The 12,267-nt window shown below is 60.6% G+C and carries 13 protein-coding genes; 10 read left to right on the top strand and 3 right to left on the bottom strand.

What is annotated here, in order from left to right; translation table 11 throughout:
* Positions 1 to 194: 194 nt before the first annotated feature.
* The 3 genes from BSG20_RS09415 to pcaQ all read right to left on the bottom strand — a co-directional run bounded on the left by BSG20_RS09415 (position 195) and on the right by pcaQ (position 3,453).
* A complete protein-coding gene (locus tag BSG20_RS09415) occupies positions 195 to 1,787 on the bottom strand; it encodes an adenylate/guanylate cyclase domain-containing protein (protein ID WP_072373975.1) in 1,593 nt (530 codons plus the stop codon).
* Positions 1,788 to 2,021: 234 nt separating this feature from the next.
* Entirely contained in the window at positions 2,022 to 2,450 is a 429-nt protein-coding gene (locus BSG20_RS09410) for a lipocalin-like domain-containing protein (protein ID WP_072373972.1), read from the bottom strand.
* A gap of 79 nt (positions 2,451 to 2,529) precedes the next feature.
* Entirely contained in the window at positions 2,530 to 3,453 is a 924-nt protein-coding gene (pcaQ, locus tag BSG20_RS09405) for a pca operon transcription factor PcaQ (RefSeq protein ID WP_072373969.1), read from the bottom strand.
* Between the two features lie 143 nt (positions 3,454 to 3,596).
* On the opposite strand from pcaQ, the gene pcaD reads away from it, so the two are divergent.
* The 10 genes from pcaD (at position 3,597) to BSG20_RS09355 (ending at position 12,054) form a co-directional block, all read left to right on the top strand.
* The gene (gene pcaD / locus BSG20_RS09400) at positions 3,597 to 4,406 is read left to right on the top strand and encodes a 3-oxoadipate enol-lactonase (protein WP_072373966.1); all 810 of its coding nucleotides are present in this window, start codon (positions 3,597 to 3,599) and stop codon (positions 4,404 to 4,406) included.
* Positions 4,403 to 4,804 (top strand): 4-carboxymuconolactone decarboxylase, encoded by a 402-nt coding sequence (gene pcaC / locus BSG20_RS09395; protein ID WP_072373964.1) that lies wholly within the window; start codon positions 4,403 to 4,405, stop codon positions 4,802 to 4,804. The genes pcaD and pcaC overlap by 4 nt, the downstream gene beginning before the upstream one ends.
* Before the next feature lie 10 nt (positions 4,805 to 4,814).
* Positions 4,815 to 5,564 carry a protocatechuate 3,4-dioxygenase subunit beta gene (gene pcaH, locus BSG20_RS09390; protein ID WP_072373961.1) on the top strand — a complete coding sequence of 250 codons (750 nt, stop codon included), beginning with the start codon at positions 4,815 to 4,817 and terminating at the stop codon, positions 5,562 to 5,564.
* Positions 5,564 to 6,178 (top strand): protocatechuate 3,4-dioxygenase subunit alpha, encoded by a 615-nt coding sequence (pcaG, locus tag BSG20_RS09385; RefSeq protein WP_072373958.1) that lies wholly within the window; start codon positions 5,564 to 5,566, stop codon positions 6,176 to 6,178. The genes pcaH and pcaG overlap by 1 nt, the downstream gene beginning before the upstream one ends.
* Before the next feature lie 75 nt (positions 6,179 to 6,253).
* The gene (locus tag BSG20_RS09380; RefSeq protein ID WP_072373956.1) at positions 6,254 to 7,306 is read left to right on the top strand and encodes a 3-carboxy-cis,cis-muconate cycloisomerase; all 1,053 of its coding nucleotides are present in this window, start codon (positions 6,254 to 6,256) and stop codon (positions 7,304 to 7,306) included.
* A 126-nt stretch (positions 7,307 to 7,432) separates the two neighbouring features.
* The gene (locus BSG20_RS09375) at positions 7,433 to 8,605 is read left to right on the top strand and encodes an ABC transporter substrate-binding protein (RefSeq protein WP_072373940.1); all 1,173 of its coding nucleotides are present in this window, start codon (positions 7,433 to 7,435) and stop codon (positions 8,603 to 8,605) included.
* A gap of 108 nt (positions 8,606 to 8,713) precedes the next feature.
* The gene (locus BSG20_RS09370; RefSeq protein WP_072373937.1) at positions 8,714 to 9,577 is read left to right on the top strand and encodes a branched-chain amino acid ABC transporter permease; all 864 of its coding nucleotides are present in this window, start codon (positions 8,714 to 8,716) and stop codon (positions 9,575 to 9,577) included.
* Between the two features lie 2 nt (positions 9,578 to 9,579).
* The gene (locus BSG20_RS09365) at positions 9,580 to 10,596 is read left to right on the top strand and encodes a branched-chain amino acid ABC transporter permease (protein ID WP_072373934.1); all 1,017 of its coding nucleotides are present in this window, start codon (positions 9,580 to 9,582) and stop codon (positions 10,594 to 10,596) included.
* A complete protein-coding gene (locus tag BSG20_RS09360; protein ID WP_072373931.1) occupies positions 10,593 to 11,357 on the top strand; it encodes an ABC transporter ATP-binding protein in 765 nt (254 codons plus the stop codon). The genes BSG20_RS09365 and BSG20_RS09360 overlap by 4 nt, the downstream gene beginning before the upstream one ends.
* A complete protein-coding gene (locus BSG20_RS09355; protein WP_072373928.1) occupies positions 11,338 to 12,054 on the top strand; it encodes an ABC transporter ATP-binding protein in 717 nt (238 codons plus the stop codon). Before BSG20_RS09360 ends, BSG20_RS09355 begins: the two co-directional genes overlap by 20 nt.
* Positions 12,055 to 12,267 lie beyond the last annotated feature (213 nt).

The following is a 12,267-nucleotide window of genomic DNA, read 5'->3' as shown; positions in this document are numbered from 1 at the left end:
TGATTTGCCCATGATCGGTCTCCTTCCAGCTACGAAGGAATCACAAATCGGTCGATTCGAGAACCTGAATCAAAAAACGGGCGACGCGCTTTAGCTCCCCTTCCGCCATCCACGGAAGGGCGCATGGAGAGCGGCGGTGGTTAATGCGTCCCACCGCTGCTCGCCCCTCTCATGATATCAAGACGCGCTCGATATCAAGAGCCGCTCGGCGCCTGGGCATCGATCGCAGCCATTGCTTCGGCGAGCGCCGCGCGTACGCGTGCGCGTTCATCCGGATCAAGTTGCGCCACATCGAGATGAAGGTCGAGGCCCGCAAAGTGCTCACTCAGCACGCGCAGATTTTGATCGGCGCCCAACAGTCCATTGACGGCATAAGGCACTACCTCGCGGTGAATGCCCTTCATGGTGATTGGCGGCAGGGGCGTCGCATCGACGATGTCCTTCACGAGTGCGTAGGTTTCGTAACTGATGACGATCTTCCCACCCTCGGCAATGGATTGCAGGCGCGCGGCCAGATTGGCTTCGGCGCCGATGATCGTGTAATCCATGCGATCGCTGCTGCCGAAATTGCCGACATTACAATACCCCGAGTTGATCCCCATTCGCACCATGAACGGTTCCTCCGTGCCGTCGAGACGCCATTTCTCCTTCAGTTCGCCAAGGCGGCGTTGCATATCGACGGCCATCCGCAGGCAAGCTTTTGCGTCTTCGACCGCACCATTTGTTTCCGGATCGCCGAAGAACACCAATACCGCGTCGCCAATGAACTTATCGAGCGTGCCGCCATGCTTGAGTGCAATGGCAGACATCTCGGTCAGGTATTCGTTCAGCATTTCCGTCAGCGCTTCCGGCTGCAGCCGCTCGGTGGTGGCAGTGAAATCCTTGATGTCTGAAAAGAAGATAGTCAGTCGCTTGCGCTCGGTCTGTATGACGACATCCTTCTGGCCGCTGAAAATGCTCTTGTAGACCTGCGGAGACAGATAGCGCGAGATCTTCATGGAGATGCTTGCCAGAAACTCGTTGGCCGATTCCAGTTCGCGGTTGACGCCCTGAATGAGGGCGGTCTGGCGCAGCTGAAAAACGATGAAGCCGATACCAAGCCCTGCCATAAACAAGAAATAGAGCAGCAGGTATTTGAAGGCGAATACGTTGTGGGCAAAGGGTTGCTTGATGATCACTTCCTGTATGCCGCGCACATCGCCGACTTTCCAGTCCGTCTTCGGGCTCTCTGGATGGGCGTTGTGGCAGGCGACACATGCCTCAGCCATGATGACCGGCGTCACAAGTCGAAATGTATTCGTAAAGCCGCTGCGGCTGATCTCTCTCGGCGTCTGCCCGGGATCGGCACGCAGCGCAGCCAGAGCATTCGTTTCAAAAGCATCGAGCGGATGCGGCGCGCGCCGCTTGAACGGCAGATCGGAAAGAAAACGATACGCAATATTGGCTTGCTGCTGCCGGATGACGTCACCGAGTTCGAGCGAGAGTGTCGCCGGGATCGGGATCGCGCCGGGTATGTTGGCATAATCGTGGCTCACGGCTGTTGCGACGTCGCTACCGGCCGCATGTGCTGCAAGAATGCGGCCGACGACGTTGCTGGCATAGTAGGAGCGGATGCTGGTGATCAGCGAGCTCATATCCTCCGCCTGACGTTTCACGGAGCTTTGCGAGAGTGTGCTGACGTCCATCCAAACGGCAATCGGCAAGCCCGCCAGCAAAGCCAGGATCAATAGGCTGATGAAATATCCGGTACTTCGTGCCGCCCGGCCACGATCGGTCTCACGCGTCACGGCAGGCTCCGACGAATATCAACCCGCGTGGGCGCGAAGCCGGTTTTCGCAAGCGGCGTCGTCGCCACCCGTCTATTCATGCAGCGGCTTGGGTTGAAAATCCTGCCAATCATCTGGAAATTCGGTCCTCTTCACAGACTGCCATTTTGCAAGGAGGAGCACGCGTCCATCCATGCCGTCAACTGCTCGCTGCCGGTCAATTTTGGAGGCATAGGGGGATGCTCGCCCACCCTCTCAGATCTTCCGGAACTCGAGCTCGTATATGACTTTTTCGCCGGTCGTCGGATCCACGCCCGGCGCGCCGCTGATGACCAACCTCTTGCCGTTGATGGAGAATGGCCTGATCAGGTCGCTGACACCCCAGGCCGGATTCCAGCTGGCATCGACGTGGTGGATAACGCGGCCGTTATCGAACGTGTAGGTGCCGGCATAGGCGAGCATGCTATCGAAGAGCGCGGCTTTTTCTGCATCTGTCGGCATTTTGCCGTTGGCGCTTGGCCGTTCGCTGCTGACGACCAATGCCATCATTCTACCGTCCGGTTGATAGGATAGGAAACCAACGGGATCCGGGCCCATCGCGTCGGAAACGGCTCCGGACGAAACGAGCTTGCGTTTCCAGGACACCATTCGCCAGGTTCCATGTAATGCGGCTGCACTTCCCATAGCCTCCCCCCCGCGCCGTTGCATTCGGGCGCGCCGTTGCATTCGGGCAGCATACCATGGGGCCAGCACGTGGAACAGGCTATTGACTTGCCACGTCTGCGGCCGCCTCCCGCAACGTCTGCATGAGGATCGATAGCGGCAGCGAGGGGATGGCATCCGTCCGCATGGTCAGCCCGACTGGTCCCTTCGTCTCGCTCGTGTCGATTGGCAGGACCTTCAACAGGCCATCGGCGATGTCGGTGGCGACGACGCCCGTGGAAATGATCCAGATGGCGTTGCTGGTGCGCACAAAGGCGCGGCCAAAGGAGTCCGAAACTGTCTCGATCTGGTTCGGCAGGCTGGCGACGCCGTTGGCGATCAGGAAGCTCTCCACAAACGGCCGGATGATCGAGGCACGGGTGGGCATCAGGACGGTGTATCCGCCGAGGCTGGCAAAGAGCGATTGCTTGCTCTTGAGCAAGGGGTGGTCGGCACGAACGGCAAAGACGACCTGCTCGGAATAGAGATGTTCAAAGGAGAAGCCGGCCATCTTCTCCGCGCCGGCAAGGCGCCCCACAACGAGATCGAGATCCCCGACCCGCAACTGCTCCAAAAGCACTGCGTTCTCCCCTGTGACGATCTTGATGCGGCTCCAGGTGTTCTCCTTGAGGAAGAGTTCCATGGCGCGTGGCATGATGCGGGTCGATACCGTTGGCAGCGCGCCGATTCGGATCGGCGGCGCCTCGCCGAAACGCTCCTGCGAAACAGAGTCGAGCCCCTGGCGCAACGCCGTGAGCGCCGCCCCCGCGTGGCGGAGAAAGACGTCTCCATAGCGGGTGATCTTGATGCCGCGTCCATCGCGCTCGAAGACCGCGACGCCAAGCACGTCTTCCAGCTCGCGGATCGTCTTTGTCACCGCCGGCTGGCTGACATTGAGCAGTTCGGCAGCCTTCATCACGCTTTTCTGACGCGCGACCTCGACAAACGTCTGCAGATGACGAAACTTTACGCGACTGTCGATCACGTTTCATAACTCCTGAGTTATCGAAATGCCACGAAATATCATTTTACCTAACCAGATGAAACATTCAATTTGAACCTGGGCTGCGCAGGATCTTTCATCAGTCGACCGCGACTTGTTGGATTTGCGCGGATAGGAGATTGGCCGTGCAATTTGCCCGCATCAACGACATTGCGATCCACTATCAGCTGATTGGAGGTCCCCCCGACAAGCCGGTGATCGTCTTTGCCAACTCGCTCGGGACGGATTTCCGCATCTGGCGTGACGTCATCGTCCGGCTGGCCGGGGACTATGCGATCGTTGTCTACGACAAGCGCGGCCACGGGCTTTCCGATGTCGGCCAGGTTCCCTATTCGATCGAGGACCACGCCTCAGACCTTGCCGGTCTGCTCGATCTTCTGGGGGTCAAGCAGGCTTTCATGTGTGGGCTTTCCGTGGGCGGGCTGATTGCGCAGGCGCTCTACAAGGCGCGTCCAGACATGGTGCAGGGGCTGATCCTGTGCGACACCGCCCACAAGATCGGCACGGCCGAGAGTTGGAATGCCCGGATTGCCTCCGTCGCCGGCAAGGGGATCGGCAGTATCGTCGATGGCGTCATGAAGCTCTGGTTCACGCCGGCCTTCCGGCGACCGGAGAACACGGCCTATCACGGCTACCGCAATATGCTCGTGCGCCAGCCGGTGGAAGGCTATCTCGCCACCTGCGAGGCGATCCGCGATGCCGACTATACGGAGGCGGCGGCCAAGATAAGTGTTCCGACGATCTGCATTGTCGGAGACCAGGATGGCTCCACGCCGCCTGACCTCGTGAAGTCGACCGCTAAGCTCATTCCCAATGCCTCCTTCGAGATTATCGGCGACGCCGGCCATATCCCCTGCGTGGAGCAGCCGGACGTGCTGACCGCAATCATCCGGGCATTCATCGATTCCGCATCGCATGGAGAAAAGAACCCATGAGTGAACTCCCGCCATCGGAGCGCTTTGAGCAGGGGATGGCCACGCGCCGTGCCGTGCTCGGCGACGCCCATGTCGACCGTGCCGTGGCAAGCTCGACGCCGTTTGACAAGCCGTTTCAAGACCTGATCACGGAAGCCGCCTGGGGACACGTCTGGTCGCGTCCGACGCTAACGCGCCGCGAGCGATCGATCGTGACCATCGCTGTCCTGGCCGCCCTCGGCCAGGACGACGAGGTGGCGATGCACGTTCGCGCCACCGCCAACACCGGCGCCTCTCGCGACGACATTTGCGAAGCGCTGCTGCATGTGGCGATCTATGCCGGCGTTCCCGCCGCCAATCACGCCATCAAGATCGCCAAGCATGTTTTCGAACAGATGGACGCCGGCAAGGCGGCCTGAAAGGCATAGGATGTCCGACCTCCCTAACCGCAAGCCCGAAACCGGCGCCTTCTTTGCGCGCGACCGAGAATGGCACGCGCCCGCCTTCACCCCCGGCTACAAGACCTCGGTCCTGCGCTCGCCGCAGCGCGCCCTGCTCTCGCTCGACGGCACGATCTCGGAGATCACCGGTCCTGTCTTCGGCCATTCGACGATCGGCGAACTCGACAATGACCTGATCCATAATTTCGCCAAGCCAGGCGAGAGCGCCATCGGCGAGCGCATCGTGGTTCATGGCCGCGTGCTTGACGAACGCGGCCGGGCGGTGCCCGGTGCGCTTGTTGAATTCTGGCAGGCCAATGCCGGCGGCCGCTACCGCCACAAGAAGGAAACTTATCTTGCCGCCATCGATCCGAACTTCGGGGGCTGCGGGCGCTCCATCACCGATGAAGACGGTCACTATGCGTTCCGTACCGTTCGTCCGGGCGCCTATCCCTGGCCAAACGGTGTCAATGACTGGCGACCCGCCCATATCCACTTCTCGATCTTCGGCCACGGCTTTGCCCAGCGCCTGATCACACAAATGTATTTCGAGGGGGATCCGATGATCTGGAAGTGTCCAATCGTCGGCACGATCCCCGATAGGCGCGCCATCGAGCAATTGATTGCGGCGCTCGACTGGGGCAACACAATTCCAATGGATGCACGCGCCTACAAATTCGACATCGTGCTGCGCGGTCGCCGCTCGACGATGTTCGAAAACCGGCCGGAGGGGAACTGATGGTACAGCAACTCGGCTACCTCAAGGAAACGCCTTCGCAGACGGCGGGCCCCTATGTCCATATCGGTCTGACCCCGAACGTCTGCGATATCAACGGCGTCTACAAGACCGACCTTGGCACGGTAATGGTCAACGACAAAACGCTCGGCGAGCGCATCAGCGTGAGCGGCCGCGTCTTTGACGGTGCCGGCGCGTTGGTACGCGATGCAGTTATCGAAATTTGGCAGGCAGACAGCGTCGGCCTCTACAATAGCCCCTCTGAGATGCGTGGTATGGCCGATCCAAACTTCTCCGGCTGGGGGCGTTGTGCGACACGCGCCGACGACGGCGTCTTCTTATTCGACACGATCAAGCCCGGTCGCGTCCCCTTCAAGGACGGCCGCAAGATGGCGCCGCACATCACTTTCTGGATCGTCGCGCGCGGCATCAACATCGGCCTGCATACGCGCATGTATTTCCCCGACGAGACCGAGGCAAACAAGACAGATCCACTGCTCTTGCGCATCGAGCATAAAGAGCGCGTCGATACATTGATGGCCACGCGTGAAGGATCCACCTACACCTTCGACATCCGGCTCCAAGGCGACAGGGAGACGGTGTTCCTGGATATCTGAACCCACAAGCTGGCGCGGGACCTTGTAACGCGACGGATCCGGGCGCAGTTATCGGTCCTTGCAAGAAAGACGCCGATGACCATCTCACCTTTCGATCACCCCTTCCTATGCGGCCTTCTCGGCGATGATGAAACGGCGGCGTATTTCTCTGCTGAGGCGGATATTCGCGCCATGCTTGCCTTTGAGGCGGCTCTCGCCAAGGCCGAGGCGGTCCATGGTCTGATCTTGCCTGATGCCGCCCGCCGGATCGGCGTCGTTTGTGCCACATTTGAACCGGATCTTTCCCAGCTCAGAGCCGCCACGGCCTGCGATGGCGTTGTCGTTGCCGATCTCGTCAAACAGCTTCGCAAAGCCGTCGGCAGCCCGTTTTCGGATTGTGTTCACCTCGCCGCCACCAGCCAGGATGTCATCGACACCAGCCTGATGGTTCGGCTGAAGGCGGTCGCGTTCCTGCTTTCAAACCGCCTTTCAAACATCGCACAGGCATTCGACGACCTCGACGCGAGGTTTGGAAAAGCCCGCCTGATGGGGCGCACACGCATGCAGGCGGCCATTGCAATCACCGTGTCCGATCGTCTCCGTGCCTGGCGCGCGCCGCTCGAGGGCTATCGCGACAGACTGACCGAACAGCGGTTTCTTGTGCAGTTCGGCGGCGCGGCCGGCACGCTCGACAAGCTTCAGGACAAGGCGCTGGCCATACGGGCCGCTCTTGCCCAGGAGCTCGGGCTTTCCGACGAGCCGCAGTGGCAAAGCCAGCGCGGGTTAATAGCAGATCTCGCCAGTCTGCTTTCCCTCATCAGTGGAAGCCTTGGCAAATTTGGCCAGGATATCGCGCTTCTGGCGCAGGCCGGCGATGAGATCGAGCTTGCTGGTGGCGGTGGATCGTCCGCCATGTCCCACAAGCAGAATCCGGTCGCGGCCGAAACTCTGGTTGCCCTTGCGCGTTTCAACGCGACCCAGCTTTCCGGTATCCATCAGTCGCTGGTGCACGAGCAGGAGCGCTCAGGTGCGGCCTGGACGCTGGAATGGCTCATTCTGCCGCAAATGGTTATGGCTACGGCTGCTTCGCTGCGTCTGGCATTTGAGCTGACGGGCAATATACGGCGAATTGGCGCCGTAAAATCATAACCCCTGAAATATGAGTTTAGCCTTTTATTTCATTTTACATTACCGTTTTGAATGAGACACTATCGCCAAAGTTTTAGCTCTGGGCTAATCCGGCGTAGGAGTGCGCCATCGTCAATGGGAGGATTTATGAAACGGTTTGTCCTGGCCGCCGTTGCGGCAATCGTCATGAGCACAGCGGCCTATGCCGATACCATCAAGGTCGGTGTCGTCGGGCCGTTCTCGGGTCCATTCGCCCTGCAGGGCAAGAACTTCAAGGCCGGCATCGACGCTTACATGACGACCAACGGCAACAAGATCGGCGACAATACCGTGGAGGTGATCTACCGCGACCTTCCGGCCGCCGATCCGGCGCAATCCAAGGCACTGGCGCAGGAACTGGTCGTCAAGGAAAAGGTGCAGTACCTCGCCGGCTTCTATTTCACGCCTGACGCCATGGCTGTGACGCCGATCCTCAAGCAGGCAAATACGCCGCTCGTCATCATGAACGCCGCCACATCGGCGATCGTCACAAAGAGCCCGCTGGTGGTGCGCACCTCGTTCACGACCTGGCAGACCTCCACCCCGATCGCTAAGGTTGCCCATGATGCCGGCGTCAGCAAGGTGATCTCCGTCGTCAGCGACTACGGCCCGGGTGTCGATGCCGAGAATGCCTTCAAGGCGGCGTTCGAGAAGGAAGGCGGGCAGGTAGTCGAGGCGATCCGCATGCCGCTGGCGACCAACGACTTCAGCCCGATCATGCAGCGCATCAAGGATTCCGGTGCGCAGGGGGTCTTCGCCTTCCTGCCGTCCGGTCCGACCACCCTCGGCTTCGTCAAGGCCTACAACGAGAATGGCCTCAAGGCTGCCGGCATCAAGTTCTTCGCGCCGGGCGACCTGACGCAAGAGTCCGATCTTCCCGCTCTTGGCGACGCTGCCCTCGGAATCCAGACGACCTTCCATTATGCCGTCTCGCACGACTCGCCCGAGAACAAGGCATTCGTCGAAGCCGCCGCCAAGGCGATCGGCAACAAGGCGGAACTGTCCTTCCCCGCCGTCGGAGCCTATGACGGCATGAACGTCATCTACAAGATGATCGAGGGGACCGGCGGTAAGCAGGATGCTGCCAAGGCCGTCGAGGCCGTCAAGGGCCTTTCCTGGGTCAGCCCGCGTGGCCCGGTCTCGATTGATCCGGAGAGCCGCCACATCACGCAGAACATCTACTTGCGCGAGGTCGTCAAGGCCGATGACGGCACCTACTACAACAAGGAAGTCCAGACGTTCGAAAAGCAGGGTGACCCCGGCCTTGCCGCGGCGAAATAGCAGTCTGTCTCTTGTGATACCGGCAGCGGGCCAGAAAATGCTTCTCGCGCGGAAGCGCGCTAGAAGCCTCAAAATGCCGGCCCGCTCCAACAGCATCGGGATAGCCTCATGCAAACAGTCTTCAGCATAGCCGTCGATGCGCTTGCCTATGGCATGGTGCTGTTCGTCATCTCGATCGGCCTCTCGGTAACGATGGGATTGATGCGCGTCGTCAATCTCGCGCACGGCGCCTTCGCCATGATCGGCGGCTATATTGCCTCCTATGCGGCACGCGATCTCGGGCTCGGCTATGGCGTTGCGGTCATAGCGGCGGTCGTCGGCACGGTGATCATCGCGGCCCCTATCGAACGCTTCCTCTATCGACGCATCTATGGCGCGCCTGAATTGACACAGGTGCTGATGACGATCGGCATTACTTTCTGCATTATCGGCATTGCCAATTACGTATTCGGTCCGACCCTGAAGACGATCCCGCTGCCGGGAGGACTTCAGGGCTCCGCCGACCTTGGCTTCCGCACGATCCCCGTGCATCGCCTCTTTGCGATCCTGTGCGGGCTCGCCGTCGCCGGCGGGCTCTGGTACGCGATCGAAAGGACGAGTTTCGGCGTGAAGTTGCGCGCCTCGGTCGACAATGCCGCAATGGCGGCAGCGCTCGGCGTACGCACTGAAATCATCTACGCATTGAGTTTTGCCGTTGCCGTCGGGCTTGCTGCCTTCGGCGGCGTGGTCGGCGCAGAGCTGCTGCCTGTCGAACCCTATTATGCGCTGCGCTACATGGTGACTTTCCTCGTGGTGGTTTCGGTCGGTGGCGCCGGGTCGATCCCAGGAGCACTGATTGCCTGTCTCGTGCTTGGCGGAATTGACACCACCGGTCGCTATCTCATGCCGGAATTTGGCGAATTCTTCTTCTACCTCGCGGTCATTGCCATCATCTGCATCTTCCCGCGCGGTCTTGCAGGACGGACGAAATAGAAATGGCTGTTGTCATGAACACCGAAGCAGCAGTTTCCACCTCCGACCGCCCCCGCCGCTCACGCTCACTGGGGCGGGATGTGGCAGGCGTCGCCGCCATAACAGTCGTTGCTGTCATCGGCTATCTCTTGTTTCCGGACAATCTTGCGCTGCTCACCCGCATCGTTGCCGTTGCTCTGCTTGTCCTGTCACTCGATCTCGTCACTGGCTATTGCGGCGTCGCGACACTCGGCCATGCAGCCCTCTTCGGCTCGGGTGCCTATGCGGCCGGCATCCTCTCGGCCCATTACGGCATCAATGACCCGCTGCTGATGACGCTTGCCGGCATCGCGGGAGGCGCTGTCGCCGGGCTGGTCAGCGGCGCCGTCATCCTGCGCGGCCATGGTCTGCCGCAGCTCGTGCTGTCGATCGCACTCATCAACCTGTTCCACGAGTTCGCCAACAAGGCGTCGAGCTGGACGGGCGGCAGCGACGGGCTTTCGGGTATCTCCACTGATCCGATCTTCGGCTACTTCGAATTCGATCTCTACGGCCACACCGCCTATGTCTTTGCGATTGTCCTGCTGCTGCTCGTCTTCGTGGTCCTGCGCCTGCTTGTCCGCTCTCCGTTCGGCATGCTGTGTCGCGGCATCAAGGAGGATGATGTGCGCATCCGTGCCATGGGCGCGTCACCGAAGGCCGCCCTGATGAGAATGTACGTGATCTCAGGCGCGGTCGCCGGCATCGGAGGGGCGCTGAACGCCATCACCACACAGGTCGTGGGCCTCGACAGCCTGTCCTTCACGCTTTCGGCGGAGTCGTTGGTCATGCTCGTCCTCGGCGGCACAGGCTCGCTGTTCGGCGCGCTTTCCGGGACCGTGATCTTCATGCTCTTCGAGGATTACGTCTCGGCTGCAAACCCATTCCACTGGCTGACGATGGTCGGCGCGCTGTTGATTGCCGTTGTTCTGTTTGCCCCGAAGGGGCTCTACGGCTCCACCGCGGCCTTTTTGGCCCGCAAACGGGAGGCCGGACAATGAGTGCCGTCTTTGAAGTCATCAATCTGAAGAAATCCTTTGGCGGCCTCGCTGTGACGAACGACGTCTCGCTGTCGATGGCACCAGGCGACCGCGTGGCGCTGATCGGACCGAACGGTGCGGGCAAGACCACGTTCGTCAATCTTGTGACCGGCAACTTGCGGCCGGATTCCGGCGATGTTCGTCTTGCCGGCGAGACTGTCACCAAGGTCAGAGCCAACGGCCGCGTCAAGCGCGGATTGGTGCGATCCTTCCAGGTGACCCGGCTCTTCCTCGAGATGACGCCGGCCGAGCATGTGGCGCTTGCCATCCTCCAGCGTCAGGGACGCACGGGCCGCATGTTCGGGCATTTTCTTGCCATGCCCGATGTGATGGACGAGGTGAGCGATCTGCTCGGCACGCTTGGCATCGCCCATCTCATGCACCGCAGAGTGAACGAGATCGCCTATGGCCAGCAACGTCTCCTGGAGATTGCCGTTGCCATGGCCTTGCGGCCAAAGGTGCTGTTGCTTGATGAGCCGGCCGCCGGTGTTCCCCAGAGCGATACCGGGCGCATCGAGCAGGCGCTTGCCGACCTGCCCGCCGATCTCGCCGTCCTGATGATCGAGCACGACATGGATCTCGTCTTCCGCTTCGCCAAGCGCGTCGTCGTTCTCGCTGCAGGAGCGATCATCTTCGACGGATCGCCTGCCGATGTCACCAAGGATGCCCGCGTTCGCGAGGCCTATCTCGGGAGCTATGCCAATGCCAGCCACGCCGCTTGAGGTCGAAAACCTATCCGCCGGCTATGGGCCGACACGCGTTCTGGACGGCGTTTCCTTCTCTGTTCCCGCCGGTGCGCGCCTTGCCGTGCTCGGCCGCAATGGCATGGGCAAGACCACGCTGCTCGCCACGCTCGCCGGACAGACCAAACGCTATGATGGCACGATACGCATCGGCGCGGCCGATGTGACGGGGATGCCAAGTGCTGCACGTGCTCACAAGGGATTGGGCTATGTGCCGCAGGCGCGCTGCGTCTTCCCTACATTGACAGTGGAGGAAAACCTCTTCGTCGGCCTGAAAGGCCGCGCCAAGAGCGCCCTAGACGAAGCCTACGACATGTTTCCGCGTTTGAAGGAGCGACGCCGAAACCTCGGCAACCAGCTTTCGGGCGGCGAACAGCAGATGCTGTCCACGGCGCGCACGATCCTCGGCCGCCCGTCGGTACTTCTGCTGGACGAGCCACTCGAGGGGTTGGCGCCCGTCATTTGCGAGGAACTGATGGCGGCCTTCGCCGAACTTGCGAAGACCGGTGATATGACCATCCTTCTTGTGGAGCAGCGCATCCAAAGCGCGCTCGACTTTGCCGATCATGTGATCGTGCTTGAGCGCGGGCGGCTCGCCTGGGCTGGCACGCCGAAGGCGCTGTCGGACGACCAGGATGCCGTCGAGCGTCTGCTGGGCGTGGGTGGATTGCACTAACTTGCCCACCGTCGCGTTGCTGTTCCGCCAGAAGCGTCCTGCCCGCGCCTGGCGTTCTCATACTATCGACGCAGGAGCCGACAATTGTATTCGCGCAGTTGAGAAACCATTTAATAGACAAGAAATGCGGAACGTGCCGCTTTTGTCTTGTCAGGCGTCATCCTCCGTTCACCAAAAACAAACCATAAGCAGTTGCGTTTTGACGTGAAAACC

Source organism: Rhizobium tibeticum, from assembly GCF_900110205.1.
Taxonomy (GTDB): domain Bacteria; phylum Pseudomonadota; class Alphaproteobacteria; order Rhizobiales; family Rhizobiaceae; genus Rhizobium; species Rhizobium tibeticum.
The sequence above is the reverse complement of the archived record's forward strand: the minus strand, read 5'-3'. Positions and strand labels throughout refer to the sequence as shown.

Coding starts and splice junctions, on each gene's coding strand:
- BSG20_RS09410 (WP_072373972.1), bottom strand. CDS start 2,450: ATGGGAAGTGCAGCCGCATTACATGGAACCTGGCGAATGGTGTCCTGG.
- BSG20_RS09370 (WP_072373937.1), top strand. CDS start 8,714: ATGCAAACAGTCTTCAGCATAGCCGTCGATGCGCTTGCCTATGGCATG.
- pcaC (WP_072373964.1), top strand. CDS start 4,403: ATGAGTGAACTCCCGCCATCGGAGCGCTTTGAGCAGGGGATGGCCACG.
- BSG20_RS09365 (WP_072373934.1), top strand. CDS start 9,580: ATGGCTGTTGTCATGAACACCGAAGCAGCAGTTTCCACCTCCGACCGC.
- BSG20_RS09355 (WP_072373928.1), top strand. CDS start 11,338: ATGCCAGCCACGCCGCTTGAGGTCGAAAACCTATCCGCCGGCTATGGG.
- pcaG (WP_072373958.1), top strand. CDS start 5,564: ATGGTACAGCAACTCGGCTACCTCAAGGAAACGCCTTCGCAGACGGCG.
- BSG20_RS09380 (WP_072373956.1), top strand. CDS start 6,254: ATGACCATCTCACCTTTCGATCACCCCTTCCTATGCGGCCTTCTCGGC.
- BSG20_RS09360 (WP_072373931.1), top strand. CDS start 10,593: ATGAGTGCCGTCTTTGAAGTCATCAATCTGAAGAAATCCTTTGGCGGC.
- BSG20_RS09375 (WP_072373940.1), top strand. CDS start 7,433: ATGAAACGGTTTGTCCTGGCCGCCGTTGCGGCAATCGTCATGAGCACA.
- pcaH (WP_072373961.1), top strand. CDS start 4,815: ATGTCCGACCTCCCTAACCGCAAGCCCGAAACCGGCGCCTTCTTTGCG.